Below are 23,511 nucleotides of genomic sequence, written 5' to 3'. Positions count from 1 at the left end.
CCAACCCATCATCAGGAGATAAGCGCATGAAAATCGCCATCGTCGGCGCAGGTCTGATCGGCCACACCATTGCTCACATGCTGCGTGAAACGGGCGACTACGAAGTCGTCGCGTTCGACCGCGATGCGGATGCGCTTGCGAAGCTGTCGCGCGAAGGCATCGCGACGCAACGGGTCGATTCGGCTGACGCGAACGCGATTCGCGAAGCAGTGAAGGGCTTCGATGCGCTCGTCAACGCGCTGCCTTACTACCTCGCGGTCAACGTTGCCGCCGCTGCGAAGGCTGCCGGCGTCCACTACTTCGACCTGACCGAAGACGTCCGCGCGACCCACGCGATCCGCGAACTGGCCGAAGGCTCCGACCGTGCGTTCATGCCGCAGTGCGGCCTGGCACCGGGCTTCATCGGTCTCGCCGCACACGAGCTCGTGAACGGCTTCAGCGAAGTGCGTGACGTGAAGATGCGCGTCGGCGCGCTGCCCGAGTATCCGACCAACGCGCTGAAGTACAACCTGACGTGGAGCGTCGACGGCCTGATCAACGAATACTGCCAGCCGTGCGAAGCGATCCGCGACGGCCGCAAGCAGTGGGTGCAGCCGCTCGAAGGCCTCGAGCACTTCTCGCTCGACGGCACCGAATACGAAGCGTTCAACACGTCGGGCGGCCTCGGCACGTTGTGCGAAACGCTGTCGGGCAAGGTCGAGACGCTCGACTACAAGTCGGTGCGCTATCCGGGCCACCGCGATCTCGTGCAGTTCCTGCTCGAGGACCTGCGTCTGTCGACCGACCGCGACACGCTGAAGTCGATCATGCGCCGTGCCGTGCCGTCGACGAAGCAGGACGTCGTGCTGGTGTTCATCACGGTGACGGGCGTGAAGGACGGCCAACTGGTGCAGGACGTGTTCACGCGCAAGATCTTCGCGAAGGACGTGTGCGGGATGCACATGAGCGCGATCCAGATCACGACGGCCGGCGCGATGTGCGCGGTGCTGGATCTGTTCCGCGAGAAGAAGCTGCCGCAGAGCGGTTTCATCCCGCAGGAAAAGGTGTCGCTGAAGGCGTTCCTGTCGAACCGCTTCGGCAAGCTGTACGAGGGCGGCACGATGGAGCGTGCGCACGCGGTGGCCTGACCACCTGCCATCCTCTGGCATGAGGGCCTTACGACGCCGGGAGCGCAGCAGCGCTTCCGGCGTTGTTTTTTGCGGGTAACGAAAACGAAGGGTCGGTCAGGCCGGCAGCGGCGGGACGATCGTTGCCGCCGGCGGAGGCGGCGCGATGCGGTACAGCAGCGCATCGACGTCCTTGTCGGAGGGGGCGGTGTTGTCGAACATCACGATGCCGTCGCATTCGTGGCCGGTCGGCACGAAGCGGCGCTGCCGGTATTCGTCCCAGTGCGCGAGCTTGTAGGCATCGTTCGGGTTGCCGCGCGCGACGATCCGCTGGTGCGCGACGTCTTCCGACGTGTGAACCCAGACGACCGTCAGCGTGACGTCGGGCGCGATGCCGAGCCACGCGCGGTCGAGAATGCGGCGATCGCGCACTTCGCGCGACAGCGGGCCGACGACGAGTGCGCCGATGCCGAGCGCGAGATTTTCACGGGCCGTGTCGAGCAGGCCCTGGTATTCGGGATCGCGCAGGTGCTTCAGGTAGAGCGGGCTGTCGCGGTCGTTCGGATCCTCGGTGAGCGCGCCCATCGCGGCCGAGCTGTAGCGGCCGTACAGCGTGTCCTTGTCGAGCAGGCAGAAGGCCTCGCCGGTCGCGCGCATCAGCGGCCCGATGAGCCGCTTCGCGAGCGTGGTCTTGCCGGTGCCGGCGTGACCGCAGAAGAACACCAGATGCGTCACGAAGCCTTGCCTCCCGACCGCGGGCTCGACGCGCCGTTGCGCTTGTCGCCGCGCGAGAAGACTTCCGCTTCCAGCCACATCGCGTTGATGATGCCGAAGCCGAGCGCCACGCCGATGCCGAGTATCCACGAGAAATACCACATGGGTCTGTCTCCTTGACGGTTGGGCCGCACGGCCGTGCGGCGTGTGGTTCGAAGTGTCCCGATACGCATGCTGCGGTGCATGCAGCCCGATCATGACCAATATCGCCGTGCCGCGCAAGCCGGGCCGCCCGCGCAGCAAACCGGTAAACTGATGCGCAAACCGCAATATCACGGACAACATGCTGATCAACTGTGCTGCATACCAGGACGGCCGCAAGCTGGCCGACATCGATATCGACGCCATCAGCGACTACGTGTCGAAGCCCGAATGCTTCGTGTGGGTCGCGCTGAAGGATCCGACGCCTGCCGAACTCGACCTGATGGGCGAGGAGTTTGGGCTGCACGAACTGGCGCTCGAGGATGCCCGCAAGGGGCATCAGCGACCGAAGATCGAGGAGTACGGCGATTCGCTGTTCGCGGTGCTGCATATGGTCGAACTGGACGACGACGATGAATTGAATGTCGGCGAGCTGAACGTGTTCGTCGGACCGAACTACGTGCTGTCGATCCGCAACCATACCGAGCAGGATTTTCGCGACGTGCGCAAGCGTTGCGAGCGCGAGCCGCATCTGCTCCAGGAAGGCTCGGCATTCGTGTTCTACGCGCTGATGGACCAGGTCGTCGACCGCTATTTCCCGATCCTCGAAACGCTCGGCACCGAACTCGAGGCACTCGAGGACCGCATCTTCGCGAAGGCCACGCCCGCGTCGTCGCGCGCGATCATCGAGGATCTCTATTCGCTGAAGCGCCGGCTCGTGATGCTGTACCAGCACACGGCGCCGTTGATCGAGCCGCTCGCGAAGCTCACCGGCGGGCGCATTCCGCAGGTCTGCAGCGGCATGGAGCCGTACTTTCGCGACGTGTACGACCATTTGCAGCGGATCGTGAAGACGATCGAAGGGCGGCGCGAGATGGTGGTCACGGCGATCCAGGTCAACCTCGGGATGATCTCGCTGGCCGAAAGCGAAGTGACGAAGCGGCTCGGCTCGTTCGCCGCGCTGTTCGCGATCCCGACGATGATCGCCGGCATCTACGGGATGAACTTCGCGAACATGCCCGAACTGCACCTGAAATACGGTTTCTACGGCTGTATCGCCGTGATGGTCGTCGCCGATTTCGCGCTGTGGTGGCGATTCAAGCGGGCAGGGTGGCTGTAGTCCCGCGTCGCGCCTAGCGCGGCGCGTGCTTGCCGATCACGACTTGCCACGGACGCACGCGCCACGATTTCACGACGCCGTTCTGCACGTACGGATCGGCGCGTGCAAACGACTCGGCCGCCTCAGGCGAATCCCCTTCGAACACGAGCACGGCCTGGTCGGCCGGGTCCGACAGCGCGCCGGCGAGCACGAGCTCGCCGCGCTCGGTCGCGGCCTGTGCCAGCGCGAGGTGCTGGGCGCGGAACGGTTCGCGACGGGACAGGTAATCGTCGACGAGTTCGTAGATCAACTGGTAATGCATGGTGGCTCCGGTAGGAATCGCGGCGGCCGGTGGGGGTGTCAGCGCACCGTCAGTCAGTCTGCTGCGGGCAGTATAGGGCAGGTGGACGGTAGCGGCACGACAGGAGCGGCGGCGCGCATTCGTGCCAATAAACGCAACTAACGGTCTGAGCGTCATCTGTCCTGAAGTCCCGGCCGCAACGCGCCTTCGATGCAGCCAGGTCTGCAGGCCGGCGCCGGCGGTCTGTCCCTACGCCTTGTAGCCGATCGTGCGCAGCAGCTCCTTGCGCCAGCGGACGTCGTCGTCATTTTCGACACCGAGCGGCCCAAAGCCGTCGACGACGCCGACGATCCCGCGTCCTTGCGCGGTTTCCGCGACGATCACGTCGGTCGGGTTCGCGGTCGCGCAATAGATCCGGCAGACCTCCGGCACGGCCTTGATCGCATTGAGGACGTTGACCGGATAGAACCCGTCGCCGAGGAACACGATGAACGCGTGACCGGCGCCGATCGCGCTGGCGTTGCGGCATGCCAGTTCGACGAGCGCCGCATCGGTGCCGGAGTGGCGCACCAGCCGCTTGCCCGACGCCTCGCAGAAGGCGAGCCCGAAGCGGATGCCGGGCACGGTGCCGACCAGCGCCTCGTGGATGTCCTCGACGGACTTGATGAAATGCGACTGGCCGAGGATGAAATTCACGGTCTCGGGCTTGTCGATGGCAACGGTTTGCAGTTGCAGCATGGCGGACCTCGTCTCGCGATGCGGCGCGTGCGCCGCAATGGGCTCTTCAAGCTTAATACGCGGCGGCCGGCGACGAAAGCCGCGCGGGCGGCCTATCCTTCGTTGTGTGTGGCGCGCGCTGCGCGAAGGCAACGGAGGCAGACATGGACGTGCGACAAGGCTTCGTCGACTGCGTGGGGCGCACGCCGCTGATTCGCCTGACGAAGCTCAGCGCCGAGACGGGCTGCGAGATTCTGGGCAAGGCGGAATTCATGAATCCGGGCGGGTCGGTGAAGGACCGCGCGGCACTGTACATCATCCGCGACGCCGAGCGGCGTGGCGTGCTGAAGCCGGGCGGCGCCGTCGTCGAGGGCACGGCGGGCAACACCGGCATCGGTCTCGCGCACATCTGCGCGGCGCGCGGCTATCGCTGCGTGATCGTGATTCCCGACACGCAATCGCCGGACAAGATGGCGATCCTGCGCACGCTCGGCGCCGAGGTGCGCCCGGTACCGGCGGCACCCTACCGTGACCCGAACAACTATCAGAAGATTGCCGGGCGGCTCGCGGACGAACTCGACAACGCCGTGTGGGCCAATCAGTTCGACAACGTCGTCAATCGTCAGGCGCACTACGAGACGACCGGGCCCGAAATCTGGCGCGATACGGCGGGCACGATCGATGCGTTCGTCTGCGCGACCGGGACGGGCGGCACGCTGGCCGGCGTGAGCCGTTATCTGAAAGAGCAGAATCCCGACGTCCGGATCGTGCTGGCCGACCCGCACGGCAGCGGGCTCTATGGTTACGTGAAAACGGGCGACCTCGGCGCGGAAGGCAGCTCGATCACCGAAGGCATCGGGTCGACGCGTGTCACCGAGAACCTGGCGGGCACGCCGATCGACGACGCCGTGCGGATCGACGATCAGCAGTGCGTGACGATGGTCTACCGGCTGCTGCGCGAGGAAGGGCTGTACGTCGGCGGATCGAGCGGCATCAACGTCGCGGCGGCGGTCTGGCTGGCCGGCTGGATGGGCCCGGGGCACACGATCGTGACCTTGCTGTGCGATCGTGGCGACATCTATCGCGCGCGGCTTTTCAATCGGGAATGGCTGCGCGAAAAGGGGCTGGACCCGGGGACTGAACCCTGGAGTTGAGCCCGTGTGCGGCGCGGGAGAGGCGAGGATTTCCATCCGCCCGAATGCGACCTATGCTGAACGAATCCGGAGCGAACTCCGTTCGCCCGATCGTTCAGACGAGGTGTGCCATGCCTGTGTCAGCCACCCTGCAGGATTGCCTGCGTCAGAAGTCATCGCGGTACGAAGTGGTGTACCACCCCTATAGCCATACGAGCATGGAGACGGCCGCTGCCGCGCATATTCCCGGCGATCGCCTCGCGAAAACCGTGCTCCTTGAAGACGACGAAGGCTACGTCGCCGCCGTATTGCCGACCACACATGCCGTGCGCCTGTCGGATCTCTGGGTGAAGACGGGACGCCATCTCGTGCTCGCCCGGGAGGTCGAGCTGCGCGAGCTGTTCAAGGATTGCGACATGGGTGCGCTACCGCCGGTTTGTATGGCGTACGGAATGAAGACGTTTCTCGAGGAACGTCTCGCGCAGCAGCCGGAAGTCTATTTCGAGGCCGGCGACCACGAAGCGCTGATCCATATGATGCAGGATGAATTCCTGATGCTGATGGAGACGGCCGAGCGCGCGCATTTCTCGCACAAGATGCAGGGCATGCAGTCCTGACGCGCGCGGCGCGTGGGTACGGGGCGATGCGAGTGTGACAACGCTGCGTGTCGGGGGATGGGGTGTGTCGCGAGATAGTTAATTCGATGTGCGAAATTATCTTGATTGCTTGGCGAGGATGAGTTAAGGCTATAACTTGTATCGCATTGCAGATTAACTGTCTGGATATCGATGCTGCTTCAGACGTTTTTAGGAAGCGGTGTAGACCAGCTCGATGCGGTCGACAAGCGTATCGGGCGACCGATGCGGACGTCGACGAGGCGAGGGCGCACTTTGCCGCTCCCTTCCCGGCCGGCTCATTTTGGTGCAGCGCGGGAAATATGCCGATATTTATGTTGAAGCGGCTTAATATCCGATTTTTCATATATCCATACAATTCAATTACCGTTTTAATAATAAAAGTTTGATTTGTGCTTACTGGAATATTATTTGAATAAACCCTCCAAACTTTGTATTCGGGTATCAAATAAAGTTTGACGTCAAAATTTTTTCCTTGCTATCTTCTGCTCCCAAGTGAACGGCACAAATGACATCACCGTGTAACGAACGGCGAACCGTCATGCGAAACACAAGGTGCCGCCCGCTCAGCTGACAATTGCCTGAACGTGCAGGCGCGTGGTTTTCCGGCTCAATGCCGGGCCGCGCCGGCCGGAACGATTCCTTGAAAAAGAATGAATTGGAATTCGAATGCAATTCTTTCAATTCGGATTGCTAATTGAATTTGAAATGAAATGTTCGCGTTGATGCGGTGGCGATGCCGACCTGGCTTCGCCGCCGGCAGCAATCCGAAACTGGGCGAATCGCTTGGGGGATGGGATGGTGGGCATGAAAGTCGAAGAACGTCTGGTTACGTCGAACAGCGGACTGGCTACGCTGGGCCGTCCGCGAGAGTTCGGCAAGAAGCAACAGAATCCGGTGCGCCGGTTCGGTGGCATCGGAATCGTCCTGGTGCTGCATGCAGTGCTGATCTACGCGCTGCTCAACGGCCTCGCGACGAAAGTCGTGCAGGTGATCCAGCATCCGATCGAAACCCGCATCATCGAGCCGGTCAAGCCGCCGCCGCCACCGCCGATGCCCGTGGTCAAACTCCCGCCGCCGAAATTCGCGCCGCCGCCGCCGCCGTTCGTCCCGCCGCCGGAAGTGCCGGTGCAGGCGCCGCCGCAGGCGACGATCACGCACCAGTCGGCCCCGGTACCATCCGCGCCGGCCGTGCAGGCGCCGGTCGTGGCGCCGCCGGCCCCGGCCAAGCCCGTCAGCCATGACGTAGGCGTGGTCTGCCCGAATTCGGACACGCTTCGCGCGTCGATCCAGTATCCGAAGGAAGCGCAGGAAAACAACATCACGGGCGACGTGACGATCGAGTTCGTCGTGGATGCGGAAGGGAACATTACGAACGAGCGCGTGGCGCAGTCGGCGGATCCGATTCTCGATCGCGCGGCCTACAACACCGTGAAACGATTCAAGTGTGTCGCGCAGGGCCAGTCGGTGCGGGTCCAGGTACCGTTCTCGTTCAATCTGAATTGATGCAGTGGGCGGCCCGGCGCGAACCGGGCCGGGGAAAACCATCTCGAACTGACGTGTTAAGTTCACCGAAATAATTGGAGTGGGGTATGACGAAGCGTTCACTGGCCGCGCTGGCGGCAAGCATCCTGATGTCCGTCGCCGCAATCGACGGGTTCGTTGCGCCGCAGCTTGCCCATGCGCAGGCAAGCGGCGCGGCCGGCACATCGGCGCAGGCCGCGGCGCCGTCGGCCGCACCGGCCCCGGCTCCGGCCGCTGCCGAGCCGGCTCCGCCGCCTGCGCCGGCCACGACGGAAGCAGTCGAGAATCCGTACGGGCTCGGCGCGCTATGGAAGAACGGCGACTTCGTCGCCCGTTTCGTGCTGATCCTGCTGGTGATCATGTCGATGGGAAGCTGGTACATCATGATCACGAAGTTCGTGGAACAGTTGCGCGCGAATCGCCGCGCGAAGCTGGCGGACGCGCAGCTCTGGTCCGCGCCGTCGCTGGCCGAGGGCGCCAAGCTGCTCGACGAGGCGTCGCCGTTCCGGTTCATCGCCGAAACGGCGATCGAGGCCGGCGAGCACCATGAAGACGCGCTGCTGGAAGCGGTGGACCGCAATACGTGGATCGACGTCTCGGTCGAGCGCTCGATCACGAACGTGTCGAACCGGATGCAGGACGGGCTGGCCTTCCTGGCCACGGTGGGCTCCACCGCGCCGTTCGTCGGGCTGTTCGGCACGGTCTGGGGGATCTATCACGCACTGACGGCCATCGGCATTGCCGGCCAGGCGTCGATCGACAAGGTCGCGGGCCCGGTGGGCGAGGCGCTCATCATGACCGCGATCGGCCTCGCCGTCGCGGTGCCGGCGGTGCTCGGTTACAACTTCCTGGTCCGGCGCAACAAGTCGGTGATGGAGCGGGTCCGCAACTTCGGCGCGCAACTGCACACGGTGCTGCTGGCCGGCAATCGGCGCCCGGGGCGCGCGGCGGCGTCGCCGGCAGCCGCGTCGCTTGCGAACTGATCGGCTGACGGAGACGCGCGATGGCCATGAACGTCGGGCAGGACGATAGCGACGAGGTGATCGCCAACATCAACACGACGCCGCTTGTCGACGTGATGCTGGTGTTGCTGATCATCTTCCTGATCACGATTCCGGTCGTGACGCACACGATCCAGCTTCAGCTGCCGAAGGAGACGGTGCAGCCGCTGCAGACGACACCGAAGAGCATCGAGATCGCGGTGAACCGCGACGGCGATTTCTTCTGGGGCGAGCAACTGGTGGATGCGCAGACGCTGCTTGCGAAGCTGAAGGGCGTGTCGCAGCAGCAGCCGCAGCCGAGCGTCCACGTGCGCGGCGATCAGAACACGCGCTACGAGTTCATCGGCCGGGTGGTCACGATGTGCGAGCGCGCGGGGATTGCGAAACTGTCGTTCATTACGGAGCCGCCTGCGCGCGGGGGATAGTCGCGCACGGGAATGGGGGTGAAACAGGGGGCCGGCGGCAGGTTTGAGGCACTGACGCTGGTCGACGGTGACCCACTGGGCCGGTGTAAGGGCAAAAGCGCTGGCGCGGGTCGACCGTGAAGTATGGGAGCTGCGTAGGTGCTAAGGCGCTAACGTGGATCGACCGCGAAGCATGGGATCGGCGTAAGCGCTAAGGCGCTAACGTGGATCGACAGGAGTCGACGATGGGAATGAATGTGCCTTCGGGCGGAAGCAACGCCGAACCGGAAGTGATGGTCGATATCAACACCACGCCGTTGATCGACGTGATGCTGGTGTTGCTGATCATGCTGATCATCACGATCCCGATTCAGATGCATTCGGTGAAGATGGACCTGCCGGTCGGTAATCCGCCGCCGCCGGCCACGCCGCCGGAAATCGTGCAGATCGACATCGACTTCGACGGCACGACGACATGGAACGGTGCGCCAGTACCGGACCGCACAGCGCTCGAGGCAAAACTGACCCAGGTGGCGGCGGAGCCGGTACAGGCGGAGATCCATCTGCGTCCCAACAAGCTGGTGCCGTACAAGGATGTGGCCGCCGTGCTCGCGTCCGCGCAACGCGTGGGCGCGACCAAGATCGGCCTGATCGGTAACGAACAGTTCATGCAATGACGACACGGACGAGCCGATGAACCAGCGACGATGGAAACGGATGATGGCGGTGACGGCGCTCGGCGCGGCAGGCATGCTCGGACGCCCGGCGTTGCCGGCGGACGCGCTGCGGCCTGATGTGGCGAAACCGTTGGCGGCCGCACAGGAGCTGTACCGGGCGCACAAGTATCGCGACGCGCTGGGCAAGATCGCCCAGGCGGCCGCCGTGCCGAACCGGACGCCGTACGAAACCTATATGGTCGAAGAGATGCGCGGCGCGGCAGCGATGGCGGCCGGCGACTCGGGCACGGCTGCGCAGGCGTACGAAACCGTGCTGAATTCGGGGCGGCTGTCGGGCGAGGATGAGCAGCGGACAACGGCGGCGCTGGCCGGCATCTACTTCCAGCAGAAGAACTATCCGCTCGCGATCCGGATTGCCCAGCGCTACCTGAAGGCAGGTGGATCGGATCCGGAAATGCGCACGCTGCTCACGCAGTCGTACTACCTGTCAAACGATTGCGCGCCGCTCGTGAGTCAGTTGAAAGCGAGCACGGACGCGCAGGCGAATGGCGGACACGCACCGGATGAAGGGCAGTTGCAGATGCTGGCGACCTGCGCACAGAAAGTGAAGGACGGCAACGCGTATCGCAGCGCGCTCGGGCTGCTGGTGGCCTACCACCCGAGCCCCGCGTACTGGGACGAAATGGTCACGGCCATTCGCGGCACCCCCGGCTATCTGCCGTCGCTCGATCTCGACATCTACCGGTTGCGGCGGGCAACGGGCTCGCTCGCGTCAGCGAACGCGTACATGGAGATGACGCAGCTCGCGCTGGTTGCGGGGTCGCCCGCCGAAGGCAAGCAGGTGATCGACCAGGGGTTCGCGTCCGGCGTACTCGGCAAGGATGCGCAGGCCGACCGCGAGAAGCGGCTGCAGGCATTGGCCGCGAAGCGCGCGCAATCGGGCGGCGACGCCACGACGCCTGCGACGCCGATCGATGCGGGCATGAACCTCGTCTTCGAGGGCCATCCCCAGCAGGGGCTGCCGATGATGGAGCAGGCGATCGCGAAGGGCGGAATCGAGCATCCCGATGCGGCGCGACTGCGGCTCGGCGAGGCGTACTACGTCGCCGGCCAGAAGGCGCGCGCGGTCCAGGTACTGCGCACGGTGAAGGGAACCGACGGTTCCGGTGACCTGGCGCGCCTCTGGACGGTGGTGGCATCCCGGTAACGCTACGGAAGGGTACGACGGCGCGCAACACGGGCGCGGTCGGCAAGCGGTGTGCCGCCGCGACAGCACCGATGCACGACGGGCAGGTCAGCCGATGGAAAGGGGCAGCCTTGTTGATTAGTAAACCGAACGAAATGTGCGAGGGATGCGTGGCCGCGCGACGCGGGTGCCATGCCGCGCCGCGCGTGGCTCTCAGGCCACGGAAGCGTGCAGCCGGGTATCGCGCCGGGCCGGTCGCGTCACGGCATGGGGCGCGTCTTGACGACATCAAACCGATTTCGACTGCGAGGGTCCGTCTTTCCATGGTTTTGCCCCCTGATGAGTCGGTGCTCGTCGCCGTGTCGCTAGGCAACAAGATCCGGGCGCTGCGCCAGCGCCTGAAACTCACGCTCGACGAAACGTCGACGATCGCCGGCATTTCGAAACCGTTCCTGTCTCAAGTCGAGCGCGGGCGGGCGACGCCGTCGATCACGTCGCTGGTCCGGATCGCGAAGGCGCTGGGCGTGACGATGCAGTACTTCATCGACACGCCGACGGAAGCGCGCTCGGTATGCCGGGGCAACGCGCTGCAGTATTTCCAGTTCACGAACTCGGCCAGCCTGTTTGCCAGGCTGACGAACCTGGTGGACGGCCGCAAGCTCGACGCGATTCTCGTCAGGATGCCGGCGGGGCAGTTGTCGTCCGAGATGACGACGCATGCGGGCGAGGAGTTCGTCTACGTGTTGCGCGGGCAGGTGGCGCTGACGCTCGAGGATTGCACGTTCACGCTGAACGAGGGCGACACCGCGCATTACGAATCGACGATGCCGCATGCGTGGCGCAACACGGCCGACGAAGAGGCGGTGATCGTCTGGGTCGGCACGCCCAGGTTGTTCTAGCGACGGCGGCCGCAGCGGCAAGCCGCCACGAAGGAGAAGTACCCGATCGGCAGTGGAGGGTGTGCATCAAGGCGCGCGCACCGGCTCGCCTTGTACGGAACCTGTTGTCCGTCGAATCGGGAGGAAGCAGGCAATGCGCTCAATGTAGGTGTTTAGTATGACGAATCGAAATAGAAAACGACGGTGATGCTGGATGGTGCGGGTGACCCGAGGCCGATCCGTTCGAGTCGTGGCAGCGAAAGCGTGGCAATCGCGGGTTCCGGTACACGGGCACCCAGGACGCGCAAGGAATTCACAAGGTTCCGGCGCACAGCAGGTGGGGTCTTACTACGAGCGAGAGGGAACGAGATGAAGCAGAGAGTTTTGGCGTTGGCCATCAAGAGGATAGTCTGGGCGGAGCTGGCGCTGACGGCCGCACTGGCGCCGCCGGCGTTCGCCCAGAGCCAGCCGGCGCCGGGCGCCGTCGCGATCGCGGATGCGGTCGCGAACGGCGCGCCCGTGACCGTTGCACAGGCGGGCGGTACGCCGGGTGCCGCCGCTGCCACGGGCACCGCGGCGCCCGATGCGACAGCAGGCGCGGCAGGCGCGGCCGCCGAGGCGACGCCCGCCGCACCCGGTGCGAACGGGCAGGGCAAGGTCGCGCAGATCAAGCGATTCGAAGTGACGGGTTCGCTGATCCGGCAGGCCGACAAGACCGGTTTCCAGCAGGTGCAGACGATCACGCCGAAGGAAATCCAGGCCAGCGGCGCGGTGACCGTCACCGACTTCCTGCGCGACGCGGCGGCCAACTCGGCGAACAGCTGGGGCGAAGGGCAATCGGGCAACTTCGCGGCCGGCGCGGCGGGCATCGCGCTACGTGGCCTGTCCGAGAAGTACACGCTCGTGATGGTCGACGGCCAGCGCGTCGCACCGTACGCATTCTTTTCGAACAGCGTCGACTCGTTCTTCGACCTCAACACGATTCCGCTCAACGATATCGAGCGAATCGAAATCGTGAAGACAGGCGCCGTGTCGCAGTACGGGTCGGACGCGATCGGCGGTGTCGTCAACATCATCACGAAACACAATTTCCGCGGCCTGCAGCTCGACGGCAGCCTCGGCAGTGCGATCAACGCCGGTAACGGCGACGGCACGGTGAAGTTCGGCGTGCTCGGCGGCTTCGGCGACCTGAACGCCGACCGCTTCAACGTGACGGCGGCAGTCAGCTACTACAAGTCGAACGGCTTCACGCTTGCCGACCGCGATTCGACGCGCAACCAGGACTTCACGGGCAAGCCGGGCGGCTTCTCGCTGCTCGCGCCGTCGTACTGGAACATGCCCGGCGGCGTCGCGCAGGCGCTGAGCGGAGGCTGCCCGTTCGGCGGCTCGGTGCGTCCGGCCGTGTCGAATTCGTTGTCGGCCGGGTCGCCGGGCACGGTCTGCGCGTACAACACGGCCGAAAGCACGTCGATCCTGCCGATGACCGAGCGCCTGAACGCGAAGCTCCACGGGGACTTCAAGATCGACGACAAGACGACCGCGTTCGCGGATTTCCTCGAGAGCTACAACACGACCACGACCAACGACGGCCTGTGGAACAACGTGATCGGCAATTCGCAGAACCCGGCGCTCGTCTGGAATCCGCAGACGAAGCTGCTGTCGCCGTTCAACTTCACGGTGCCGGTCAGCAACCCGTACAACACGACAGGCGCGGCCACGCCGCTCACCTATGCGTTTCCGAACACGGTCGCGCAGAAGACCTGGGCCAACTACTGGCGTGCGGCAGTGGGTATCAAGGGGTCGTTTACGCTGCCGTACGGCGACTGGGACTGGGCGACGTCGGTCAGTCACTCGCAGAGCACGGTGTCGAACGTGTTCACGAACCAGCTGAACGTCAATGCGCTGAACAACATCTACCAGAACGGGACGTTGAACTTCGCGAATCCGGCGGCAACGCCGAACGCGTTCAACGGGCTCTATCAGGATGCGAACAACCTCGGCATCTCGAAGCTCGACACGATCGACGCGACGGTATCGACGCCGAACCTGTTCCATCTGCCGACGGGCGACGTCGGCATCGGCTTCGGTGCGCAGTTCACGCACCAGAGCGAAATGCTGACGCCGGGCGCCGAATACATGAGCGGGGCCGTCATCACGCCGGATCTCGAGACGGTGGATGGCCAGCGCAACGTCGCAGCCGTCTATTACCAGATCAACGTGCCGATCCTCGAGAACCTGACGTTCAGCCAGGCGGGCCGCTACGACCACTACACGGACGTGGGCGGTGCCTTCTCGCCGCGCTTCGCGTTGCGCTACCAGCCGATCAAGGCGCTCACGCTGTATACGTCGTACAACCGCGGCTTCCGCGCGCCGACCTTCGTCGAGGACAGCAAGTCGCAGACGCTCGGCATCCAGGTCGATCCGGCCACCGGCCAGAACTACACGTCGATCACTGTCGGCAACCCGAACCTCGCGCCGGAACGCACGCGCAACTTCAACATCGGTTTCCAGGTGTCGCCGAGCCGCTACACGGATCTCGGCTTCGACTGGTACAAGATCCGCATCGACAACGTGATCGGCCAGGGCGCACCGTCGCAGATCGCGACCGACCCGACGACGGGCCAGCTGCTGTACAAGGTGATCCCGTACCAGAACCTCGGCTACCTCGACACGAACGGCTTCGAAGGCACGTTCCGCCAGGGCCTGCCGCTCAAGGGCTGGGGCACGCTCACGCTGTCGGGCGACTGGGCGTACATCAACAGTTACAAGATCGGCTTCCCGGGCGGTACGCCGGTCAACGGCGCGGGCAACAACTTCACGATCACGCAGCCGTTCGGCGGCAGCTTCCCGCGCTGGCGCGGCAACACGACGCTGGACTGGAACTACCGGAAGTTCGATGCGGCGCTGACGTGGCAGTTCACCGGCCCGTACGCGCAGAACCTCACGCCGGCGCCCGCGCCGTCGAAGGTCGGTTCGTACAGCCAGTTCAACCTGATGATGTCGTACACGGGCTTCAAGAATTGGACGATCTACGGCGGCATCAACAACCTCTTCAACCGCACGCCGCCGTACGACCCGATCTTCGCGAACGGCACGCTGGACCAGAGCGGGTACGACACGTCGGTGTATTCGTACATCGGCCGGTTCGCGCAGATCGGCGCGACGTACAAGTTCTGATGGCGATCGCGATGCACTGACAGGCTTTAGACCGGCCGCTCCACGTCCACTACCCCCTTTTCGGAGCGGCCTTTTTTCGCCTGGCGCCACGACGGCCCGCAAGCGGGACGCGCGGCGGCGCAGCTCATCCGATCGTGACCAACACGAACCATCCGCGGGACGCAGCCGGCATGCGGCGTCCGGCACAGGCATCGACCGCGCGCAGGCATCACGCCCGCACGCTTCCGGACAGACTGACCATGAGACAGTTGAAATGGCGACGGGCACGCGTACCGCGCCACGCGCACCTGAAGCGCACGCTTACGCGGATGCGCGCCGCCACGCGCGCCGCGCTGCTCGTGTGCGCCGCGTGGCTCGTGTCGGGCGGCGTCATGCCGCAGGCTGCGCTCGCGGTGCAGGCGATCTCGCAATACGATCATCCGAAGTATCCGCCGGGCTTCACGCATTTCGACTACGCGAATGCCGATGCGCCCGACAGCGGCACGCTCCAGTTCGAAAACTACGACGAAGCGCAAAGCTACGACTCGCTGAACCCGTTCCTCGTGCGCGGCGCGCCCGCGCCGGACATCAAGAACCTGATGTTCGACACGCTGATGCAGCGCAGCTGGGACGAGCTCGCTTCCGAATACGCGCTGATCGCCGACGACGTCGACGTCGCGCCGGACGGGCTGTCGGCGACGTTCCACCTCAACCCGGCCGCACGCTTCTCGAACGGCGACCCGATCACCGCGACCGACGTCAGGTATTCGTTCGATACGCTGACGAGCCCGCAGGCCTCGCCGCTGTACAACGCACAGTTTTCGATCATCAAGCGCGCGGTGGTCGTCGACGGTCACACGGTGCGCTTCGAGTTCAAGCACGCGGAGCGCGACGCTGCGCTGATCGCGGGCGACCTGCCGGTGTTCTCGCCGAAATGGGGGCAGCGCGCGGACGGCACGCGTCCGCCGTTCGACCAGATCGCGAACGTGCCGCCGATCGCGAGCGGCCCGTACCTGATCGACCAGCGCAAGAACGACAAGCAGATCAGTTACGTGCGCGACCCGCACTACTGGGCGGCGAACCTGCCGTCGCGACGCGGCATGTTCCGCTTCGCGCATGTGTCGTTCAAGCTGTACCTGGATCAGTACACGGCGCTCGAAGCGTTCAAGGCCGGCGACATCGACGCGCGCATGGAATACAGCGCGACGCAGTGGGCGCGCAAGTACGTCGGCAAGAATTTCCGCAACGGCATGCTGAAGCGCGGCGAGTTTCCCGACGGCCCCGCGCAGATGCAGGGTTTCCTGATCAACATGCGCAAGCCGATGTTCCAGGACGTGCGGGTGCGGCATGCGTTCGCGCTGGCGTTCGACTTCGACTGGATGAGCCGGATGATGTTCTACGGGCAATACCGCCGGACCAACAGTTTCTGGGAGGCGAGCCCGTTCGCGGCATCCGGCATGCCGAGCGAGAAGGAGCTTGCGCTGCTCGAACCGTTCCGTTCGACGTTGCCGCCGGAGGTGTTCGGCCCGATGGTCCAGCAGCCGTCGACGCTGCCGCCCAACTCGTTGCGCGCGAACCTGAAGGAAGCGCGCGACCTGCTCGCGCAGGCCGGCTGGCATTACCGCGACGGCGCGCTGCGCGACGCGAACGGCACGCCGATGACGATCGAGATCATCGACGACCAGCCCGGCATGGACCGCCTGATCCTGCCGTACACACAGGCGCTCGCGATGCTCGGCATCCACGCGTATCTGCGCGAGATCGACAGCGCGGTCTACCTGAAGCGTCTCGACAATTTCGAGTACGACATGACGACGTACATCTACCTGCCCGTGACGATCCCGGGGGCGGAGCTGACGCGCCGCTTCGGCAGCGCGGCCGCATCGCAGCCGGGCTCCGAGAACTATCCGGGCGTGAAGTCGAAGGCCGTCGATGCGCTGATCCGCGCGGCGCTCGCGGCCGACACGCTCGACGATCTCGAGACGGCGACGCACGCGCTCGACCGCGTGCTGATCAACCTGTACGCGCTGATCCCGCAGTACTACCTGCCGAATGCGCGGATCGCATACAAGGCGACGCTCGGCCACCCGGCGATCGTGCCGGATTCCTATCAGTACGAGGACTGGATCATCGACTACTGGTACGTGAAGCAGCCGGCGGCGACACCCGCGCCGGCGGCCTGACGGGAGAACGACGATGCTGGCATACATACTCAGGCGTTTGCTGCTGATGATCCCGACGCTGATCGGGGTGGTGACGATCACGTTCGCGGTCACGCAGTTCGTGCCGGGCGGCCCGGTCGAACAGGTGCTCGCGCAGTTGCGCCACGGCAGCGCACGCGGCGGGGAGGCGGGCGGCGGAGGCGGCGGCTACCACGGCAGCCAGGGCGTGGACCCGCAGCAGATCGAGCAGATCCGCAAGCAGTTCGGCTTCGACAAGCCGCCGCTCGAACGCTACGTGCTGATGCTGAAGCACTACGCGACGTTCGACCTCGGCCAGTCCTATTTCGCGCACCGCAGCGTGTGGGCGGTGATCCGCTCGAAGCTGCCGGTGTCGATCACGCTCGGGATGTGGACGGTGATCCTCACCTACCTGGTGTCGGTGCCGCTCGGCATCGCGAAGGCGGTGCGCAACGGGTCGCGGTTCGACACCGTGACGAGCGTGCTGGTGCTGGCCGGCTACGCGGTGCCGGGCTTCGTGCTCGGCGTGCTGCTGCTGATGCTGTTCGGCGGCGGCACGTTCTGGCAGGTGTTCCCGATGCGCGGGCTCACGTCCGACAACTTCGACGACCTGACGCTGATCGGCAAGGCGCTCGACTATCTGTGGCACATCGTGATGCCGGTGACGGCGTCGGTCATCGGCAACTTCGCGATCGTCACGATCCTGACCAAGAACACGTTCCTCGATGAAATCGGCCGGCAGTACGTGCTGACCGCACGTGCGAAGGGCGCGCCGGAGCGCGACGTGCTGTGGAAGCACGTGCTGCGCAACGCGGCGATCCCGTTGCTCACCGGGCTGCCGGCCGCGTTCGTCGGCGCGTTCCTGAACGGCAACCTGCTGATCGAGACGCTGTTCTCGCTCGACGGCATGGGGCAACTGTCGTACGACTCGGTGATCCGCCGCGACTATCCGGTCGTGCTCGGTTCGCTGTTCCTGTTCACGCTGATTGGCCTGCTGACCAAACTCATCGCGGATATCTGCTATGTCCTCGTCGACCCCCGTATCCAGTTCAACCGCCTGGACCACTGACCAGGTGTGCGCCGCGTGCGCGGCCTCGCCGTCGCCGTGGCGACGCACGTGGCTGCGCTTTCGCGCGCAGCCGCTCGGCTACTGGAGCCTCGTGATCTTCACGGTGCTGTTCGCGCTCAGCCTGGGTGCGGACCTGCTGTCGAACGACCGGCCGCTGATCGTGCGCTACGACGGGCACTATTACTTTCCGATCGTGAAGGACTATCCGGAGACGGCGTTCGGCGGCGACTTTCCCGCGATGACGAACTATCTCGATCCGTATATCCGCACGAAGCTCGAATCGCATGGCAATTTCGCGATCTATCCGCCGAACCGCTATCGCTACGACACGATCGACTATTTCGCGTCGCGGCCGTATCCGGCGCCGCCGTCGTCGAGCAACTGGCTCGGCACCGACCAGTTCGGCCGCGACGTGCTCGCGCGGCTGCTGTACGGATTCCGGCTGTCGGTGCTGATGGCGTTCGCACTGACCGTGTCGGGCGTGCTGGTCGGCGTGCTGACTGGCGCGCTGCAAGGCTTCTACGGCGGCCGCACCGATCTGGTCGGGCAGCGCCTGATCGAGATCTGGAGCGCGCTGCCCGACCTGTACCTGCTGATCATCTTCGCGTCGATCTTCACGCCGTCGCTGTGGCTGCTGTTCATCCTGCTGTCGATGTTCGGCTGGCTCGTGCTGTCCGATTACGTGCGCGCCGAATTCCTGCGCAACCGCGGGCTCGACTATGTGAAGGCAGCACGCACGATGGGGCTGACGAACGCACAGATCATGTGGCGCCACGTGCTGCCGAACAGCCTCACGCCGGTGATCACGTTCCTGCCGTTCCGGATGAGCGCGGCGATCCTGTCGCTGACGAGCCTCGATTTCCTGGGCCTCGGCGTGCCGCCGCCGACACCGAGCCTCGGCGAATTGCTGCAGGAGGGCAAGAACAACCTGGATGCGTGGTGGATCTCGATCGCGGCGTTCGCGGCGCTGGTGGTGACACTGCTGCTGCTTACCTTCATGGGCGATGCGCTGCGCAACGCGCTCGACACGCGTACGCGCGGTTCGGCATTCGGTGGAGGGCGGTGATGACGAGACCGTTGCTGCAGATCGACGGGTTTTCCGCGCATTTCGGCGCGAATGCGGCCGTACAGGACCTGAGCCTGTCGATCGGCCGCGGCGAGCGGGTGGCGCTCGTCGGCGAATCGGGGTCGGGCAAGAGCGTGACCGCACTGTCGATCCTGCGGCTCGCGCAGCAGGCGACGCTGTCGGGGCGGATGCTGTTCGACGGCGAGGATCTGCTCGCGAAGACCGAGCAGCAGATGCGCGGGATCCGCGGCGCCGACATCGCGATGGTGTTCCAGGAGCCGATGACGGCGCTCAATCCGCTGTACACGATCGGCAAGCAGATCGCCGAGAGCCTGCGGCTGCACGAGGGGCTGCGCCCGGGCGACGCGCGCGAGCGCGGGATCGCGCTGCTGCGGCGCACCGGGATTCCGGAGCCGGAGCGGCGCATCGACAGTTTTCCGCATCAGCTGTCGGGCGGGCAGCGGCAACGCGCGATGATCGCGATGGCGCTGGCGTGCCGGCCGCGGCTGCTGCTCGCGGACGAGCCGACGACGGCGCTCGACGTGACGGTGCGCCAGCAGATCGTCGACCTGCTGATCGAGCTGCAGGAGCAGGAGGCCGCCGCGCGCGGGATGGCCGTGCTGCTGATCACGCACGACCTGAACCTCGTGCGGCGCTTCGCGCAGCGCGTGGCCGTGATGGAGAAGGGCGTGCTGGTGGAGACCAACACGACGGCTGCGCTGTTCGCGGCGCCGCAGCATCCGTATACGCGCCGGCTGCTCGACAGTGCGCCGCAACGGGCGATCGAGCCGGTCGCTGCCGGCGCGCAGACGATCCTCGACGTCCAGCAGCTCGCCGTCGACTACCGCATCGCGGCAAAGGGCTGGCGCTCGGTGCTCGGCAAGACGACGTTCCGCGCCGTGCACGACGTGCAGCTGAGCCTCAAGCGCGGCGAAACGCTCGGGATCGTCGGCGAGTCGGGTTCTGGGAAATCGACGCTTGCGTCGGCGGTGCTCGGCTTGCAGCGGCCGGCGTCGGGCGGGATCGAGATCGACGGCATGCCGCTCGCGTCGCTGCGCACGACCCAGGGCCGCCGCACGCTGTACGGGCGCATGCAGGTAGTGTTCCAGGATCCGTTCGGCTCGCTGTCGCCGCGCATGACGGTCGAGCAGATCGTCGGCGAGGGGCTGGGCGTACACCGGCCGCAGGTGACCGGCGATGCAAGGCGGGCGCGGATCGCCGCGCTGCTGCAGGAGGTCGGCCTGCCGCCCGAGGCGATGCTGCGCTATCCGCACGAATTTTCCGGCGGGCAGCGTCAGCGGATCGCGATCGCGCGGGCGCTGGCGGTGGAGCCGGAACTGCTGGTGCTCGACGAGCCGACGAGCGCGCTCGACGTGTCGATCCAGAAGCAGGTGCTGAATCTGCTGACGAATCTGCAAAAGAAGTACAAACTCAGCTACCTGTTCATCACGCACGATCTGGCGGTGATGCGCGCGATGGCCCACCGGGTCATCGTGATGAAGGCGGGGCGCGTGGTCGAGGCGGGCGAGACGCTCGACGTGCTGCATGCGCCATCCCATCCGTATACGCGGGCGCTGCTCGCGTCGTCCATGCTGGCGCCGGAGCGCGGCCCGCAGGAGAGGCAAGAGAGAACCGATGATTGACGAGAACCGGGCGCCGGGCGCCCGAGCCGCGCAGGCGGCGCAGGCGTTGCGCAGCGACGCCGATTTCTGGTCGCTGCGCATCGTCGACGAGACGATCGACGAACATGCGGTGCGCAACGACGTCGCGCAACCGTTCTCTCGCACGCGCGAGCGCGGTGCGATGCTGACGGCCTGGGCCGGCGCGGGTGCGGGCTATGCGGCGACGCCCGACCTGTCCCCGGCCGGGCTGCAGGCGGCGCTCGACATCGCGACCGCGCGGGCGCGGGCCAGTGCGCCGTGGGCGCTGGTCGATCATCGTCACGCCGCGCGCCCGCAGGCGAGCGGCACGTATGCGTCGCCCGATGTCGATGCGGCACTGCCTTCGCGCGCGGAATGGATCGAGCGTCTCGCGCACGAATGCGCGGCGGCGAACCTCGGCGCGCGCATCGTCGAACGCGCGGCGAGCGTGATGATCGTGCACACCGAGCAGTGTTACGTGACGAGCGACGGCGTGCGGATCGACCAGCGCTTCCGCTTCCTGATGCCCGAGCTGCAAGCCGTTGCCCACGGCGACGGCGACACGCAGACGCGGTCGCTCGGTCAGTCGGGCACGCTCGCGCAGGGCGGCATCGACGTGCTGGCACGCTACGGCTTCGACGGCGCGGGCGTTCGGGTTGCCGACGAGGCGCTGCAGTTGCTCGCCGCGCCGAATTGCCCGACCGGCCGGCGCGATCTGCTGCTGATGCCGGACCAGATGATGCTGCAGATCCACGAGTCGATCGGCCATCCGCTCGAACTCGACCGGATTCTCGGCGACGAGCGCAACTTCGCCGGATCGAGTTTCGTCCGGCCGGAGATGGTCGGCCACTATCAATATGGCTCGCCGCTGCTGAACGTCACGTTCGATCCGGAGCCAACGGCCGAAGCCGCGTCCTATGCGTTCGACGACGACGGCACGCCGGCGCGCAAGCAGTACCTGATTCGCAATGGCGTGCTCGAACGGCTGCTCGGCGGGGCGCTGTCGCAGCAGCGTGCGGGCCTGCCGGGCGTGGCCAACTCGCGCGCGTCGGGCTGGAACCGCGCGCCGATCGACCGGATGGCGAACCTGAACGTCGAACCCGGCGACCAATCGCTCGATGCGCTGATCGCGGGCACCGAGCACGGGATCCTGATGCGCACCAACACGTCCTGGTCGATCGACGATCACCGCAACAAATTCCAGTTCGGCTGCGAATTCGGGCAACTGATCGAGAACGGCCGGCTCACGCAGGTCGTCAAGCGCCCGAACTACCGCGGCATCTCCGCCCAGTTCTGGCGCAGCCTGCGCGCGGTCGGCGATGCGAGCACGTTCGGCATCTACGGCACGCCTTATTGCGGGAAGGGCGAACCCGCGCAGATCATCCGTGTCGGCCACGCCGCGCCGGCCTGCGTGTTCGCCGGCGTCGACGTATTCGGAGGGGCGTGATGACGGGATTCGATCCGATGGCACGCCAGGCCGGAATCGACTGGCATGCGTATTTCTCCCGGCTCGCCGACGACGCACAACGGCTGACGACGCCGGCCGAAACCGTGCTGCTCGGCTTCTCCAGCGAAACCTCCGACTTCGTCCGCTTCAATGGCGGCAGGATCCGCCAGACCGGGCGCGTCACGCAGGGGCGGTTGTCCGTGCGGCTCGTCGACGGGGCGCGGCAGGCGCACTCGGCGCTGACCGTGTGCGGCGATCCGGCGGCCGACCTGCGCGAACTGGCGGATGCAATTGCCGTGCTGCGCGACGGCCTGCGCGATGCGCAGGACGACCCGCACTTGCTGTTCGATACGTCGTCGTGGGTGCAGGAAACGCGCCGCACCGGGCGCCTGCCGGATGCGGACGGGCTCGCGCGAATCGTGGCCGAATGCGCGCGCGGGCTCGACTTCGTCGGCTTTTACGCGGGCGGCACGCTGGCGCGCGGCTTCGCGTCGTCGACCGGCAGCCGTGGCTGGTACGAGGTCGAGAATTTCAACTTCAGCTGGTCGCTGTACGACCCGAGCGGCCGCGCGATCAAGACTGTTTATGCGGGCGACGACTGGCGCGATGCGGCGTTCGCGGCCAAGGTCGACGCGGCCGCCGCGCGGCTGCCTGTGCTCGGCCGCACGCCGAAGGCGCTGGCGCCCGGGCGCTACCGCACCTATTTCGCGCCGGACGCCGTCCACGAAATGACGAGCCTGCTCGGCTGGAGCGGCTTCTCGGCGCGCGCGCTGGCGAGCGCCCGCAGCCCGCTGCATCGTCTGTACGCCGGTGAGGTCGCGCTCGATCCGCGCGTATCGATCACCGAGGATTTCTCGCTGGGCATCGCACCGCCGTTCAACGCGGACGGCTACCGGCGCGACAGCGTGCCGCTCGTCGTCGAAGGGCGGGGCGCCGGGCAGCTCGTATGCGCACGTACCGCGCGCGAGCAAGGGTGCGCGCCGAACGGCGCGGACAACGGCGAATCGCCGCAGTCGCTGACGATCGCGGGCGGCACGCTCGCCGATGCCGACGTGCTGGCCGCGCTCGACACGGGGCTCTACGTCGGCAACCTCTGGTACCTGAACTTCTCGGATCCGATCGCGTGCCGGATGACGGGGATGACGCGGTTCGCGACGTTCTGGGTCGAAGGCGGTCGCATCGTCGCGCCGGTCGAAGCGATGCGGTTCGACGACAGTTTCTACCGGCTGTTCGGGTCGGAGCTCGAGCAGCTCGGCGCGGCACCGGCGCTGCTGGCGAACGACGACACGTACGGCGAGCGCGCCACCGGAGGCGCGCAGCTGCCGGGGCTGCTCGCGCGTTCGTTCGAGCTCACGCTGTAGCGCGTTCGCCGACACT

At 65.8% G+C, this 23,511-nt stretch carries 22 protein-coding genes; 17 read left to right on the top strand and 5 right to left on the bottom strand.

Features of this window, described 5'->3' with window-relative positions:
- The first annotated feature begins 26 nt into the window (after positions 1–26).
- A complete protein-coding gene (locus tag QZM67_RS15870) occupies positions 27–1,127 on the top strand; it encodes a saccharopine dehydrogenase family protein (RefSeq protein ID WP_043182990.1) in 1,101 nt (366 codons plus the stop codon).
- A gap of 96 nt (positions 1,128–1,223) precedes the next feature.
- Here the strand turns inward: QZM67_RS15870 and QZM67_RS15865 are convergent, their stop codons facing one another.
- On the bottom strand, positions 1,224–1,841 hold the full coding sequence (locus QZM67_RS15865) for an ATP-binding protein (RefSeq protein ID WP_043182988.1): 618 nt from the start codon (positions 1,839–1,841) through the stop codon (positions 1,224–1,226).
- Positions 1,838–1,984 carry a cytochrome bd-I oxidase subunit CydX gene (gene cydX / locus QZM67_RS15860; RefSeq protein WP_043182986.1) on the bottom strand — a complete coding sequence of 49 codons (147 nt, stop codon included), beginning with the start codon at positions 1,982–1,984 and terminating at the stop codon, positions 1,838–1,840. The genes QZM67_RS15865 and cydX overlap by 4 nt, the downstream gene beginning before the upstream one ends.
- A gap of 179 nt (positions 1,985–2,163) precedes the next feature.
- Between cydX and corA the strand changes: the two genes are divergently transcribed.
- Positions 2,164–3,141 (top strand): magnesium/cobalt transporter CorA, encoded by a 978-nt coding sequence (gene corA / locus QZM67_RS15855; RefSeq protein WP_089450554.1) that lies wholly within the window; start codon positions 2,164–2,166, stop codon positions 3,139–3,141.
- 13 nt (positions 3,142–3,154) lie between these two features.
- Here the strand turns inward: corA and QZM67_RS15850 are convergent, their stop codons facing one another.
- Both QZM67_RS15850 and QZM67_RS15845 read right to left on the bottom strand, forming a co-directional pair.
- Positions 3,155–3,442, bottom strand: a complete 288-nt coding sequence (locus tag QZM67_RS15850; protein WP_043182983.1) for a YciI-like protein — start codon at positions 3,440–3,442, stop codon at positions 3,155–3,157.
- Between the two features lie 228 nt (positions 3,443–3,670).
- Positions 3,671–4,159, bottom strand: coding sequence for an adenosine-specific kinase (locus tag QZM67_RS15845; protein WP_175021060.1), 489 nt, complete (start codon positions 4,157–4,159; stop codon positions 3,671–3,673).
- A 143-nt stretch (positions 4,160–4,302) separates the two neighbouring features.
- Between QZM67_RS15845 and QZM67_RS15840 the strand changes: the two genes are divergently transcribed.
- A complete protein-coding gene (locus tag QZM67_RS15840) occupies positions 4,303–5,292 on the top strand; it encodes a cysteine synthase A (protein WP_301804670.1) in 990 nt (329 codons plus the stop codon).
- Positions 5,293–5,402: 110 nt separating this feature from the next.
- Positions 5,403–5,888 carry an aminoacyl-tRNA deacylase gene (locus QZM67_RS15835; RefSeq protein ID WP_122945468.1) on the top strand — a complete coding sequence of 162 codons (486 nt, stop codon included), beginning with the start codon at positions 5,403–5,405 and terminating at the stop codon, positions 5,886–5,888.
- 462 nt (positions 5,889–6,350) lie between these two features.
- Here the strand turns inward: QZM67_RS15835 and QZM67_RS15830 are convergent, their stop codons facing one another.
- Positions 6,351–6,590, bottom strand: a complete 240-nt coding sequence (locus tag QZM67_RS15830) for a hypothetical protein (RefSeq protein ID WP_301804668.1) — start codon at positions 6,588–6,590, stop codon at positions 6,351–6,353.
- 123 nt (positions 6,591–6,713) lie between these two features.
- Between QZM67_RS15830 and QZM67_RS15825 the strand changes: the two genes are divergently transcribed.
- From QZM67_RS15825 to QZM67_RS15765, 13 genes are all read left to right on the top strand, one after another.
- Positions 6,714–7,412, top strand: a complete 699-nt coding sequence (locus tag QZM67_RS15825) for an energy transducer TonB (protein ID WP_043183188.1) — start codon at positions 6,714–6,716, stop codon at positions 7,410–7,412.
- 86 nt (positions 7,413–7,498) lie between these two features.
- On the top strand, positions 7,499–8,413 hold the full coding sequence (locus QZM67_RS15820) for a MotA/TolQ/ExbB proton channel family protein (protein WP_175021058.1): 915 nt from the start codon (positions 7,499–7,501) through the stop codon (positions 8,411–8,413).
- A gap of 20 nt (positions 8,414–8,433) precedes the next feature.
- Positions 8,434–8,856, top strand: coding sequence for a biopolymer transporter ExbD (locus QZM67_RS15815; protein WP_011352158.1), 423 nt, complete (start codon positions 8,434–8,436; stop codon positions 8,854–8,856).
- Positions 8,857–9,080: 224 nt separating this feature from the next.
- Positions 9,081–9,512, top strand: coding sequence for a biopolymer transporter ExbD (locus tag QZM67_RS15810; RefSeq protein ID WP_048022780.1), 432 nt, complete (start codon positions 9,081–9,083; stop codon positions 9,510–9,512).
- A 16-nt stretch (positions 9,513–9,528) separates the two neighbouring features.
- Positions 9,529–10,719 (top strand): tetratricopeptide repeat protein, encoded by a 1,191-nt coding sequence (locus QZM67_RS15805; protein ID WP_205823511.1) that lies wholly within the window; start codon positions 9,529–9,531, stop codon positions 10,717–10,719.
- Positions 10,720–11,021: 302 nt separating this feature from the next.
- A complete protein-coding gene (locus QZM67_RS15800) occupies positions 11,022–11,597 on the top strand; it encodes a helix-turn-helix domain-containing protein (RefSeq protein WP_043182976.1) in 576 nt (191 codons plus the stop codon).
- Between the two features lie 348 nt (positions 11,598–11,945).
- Entirely contained in the window at positions 11,946–14,753 is a 2,808-nt protein-coding gene (locus tag QZM67_RS15795) for a TonB-dependent receptor (RefSeq protein ID WP_301804658.1), read from the top strand.
- A 239-nt stretch (positions 14,754–14,992) separates the two neighbouring features.
- Positions 14,993–16,915, top strand: a complete 1,923-nt coding sequence (locus tag QZM67_RS15790; protein ID WP_301804657.1) for an extracellular solute-binding protein — start codon at positions 14,993–14,995, stop codon at positions 16,913–16,915.
- Between the two features lie 13 nt (positions 16,916–16,928).
- Positions 16,929–17,981: a microcin C ABC transporter permease YejB gene (locus tag QZM67_RS15785; RefSeq protein WP_301804655.1), complete on the top strand. Its 1,053-nt coding sequence runs from the start codon at positions 16,929–16,931 to the stop codon at positions 17,979–17,981.
- Entirely contained in the window at positions 17,935–19,047 is a 1,113-nt protein-coding gene (locus QZM67_RS15780; protein ID WP_301804654.1) for an ABC transporter permease, read from the top strand. Before QZM67_RS15785 ends, QZM67_RS15780 begins: the two co-directional genes overlap by 47 nt.
- Positions 19,047–20,690, top strand: a complete 1,644-nt coding sequence (locus tag QZM67_RS15775; protein WP_301804653.1) for an ABC transporter ATP-binding protein — start codon at positions 19,047–19,049, stop codon at positions 20,688–20,690. The genes QZM67_RS15780 and QZM67_RS15775 overlap by 1 nt, the downstream gene beginning before the upstream one ends.
- Positions 20,683–22,134 carry a TldD/PmbA family protein gene (locus tag QZM67_RS15770; RefSeq protein WP_301804651.1) on the top strand — a complete coding sequence of 484 codons (1,452 nt, stop codon included), beginning with the start codon at positions 20,683–20,685 and terminating at the stop codon, positions 22,132–22,134. The genes QZM67_RS15775 and QZM67_RS15770 overlap by 8 nt, the downstream gene beginning before the upstream one ends.
- A complete protein-coding gene (locus QZM67_RS15765; protein WP_301804649.1) occupies positions 22,134–23,495 on the top strand; it encodes a TldD/PmbA family protein in 1,362 nt (453 codons plus the stop codon). Before QZM67_RS15770 ends, QZM67_RS15765 begins: the two co-directional genes overlap by 1 nt.
- Positions 23,496–23,511: the final 16 nt, after the last annotated feature.

This window comes from Burkholderia sp. AU45251 (assembly GCF_030482905.1).
GTDB lineage: Bacteria > Pseudomonadota > Gammaproteobacteria > Burkholderiales > Burkholderiaceae > Burkholderia > Burkholderia aenigmatica.
Note: the sequence above shows the minus strand (reverse complement) of the source record. Positions and strands in the feature narration are given on the sequence as shown.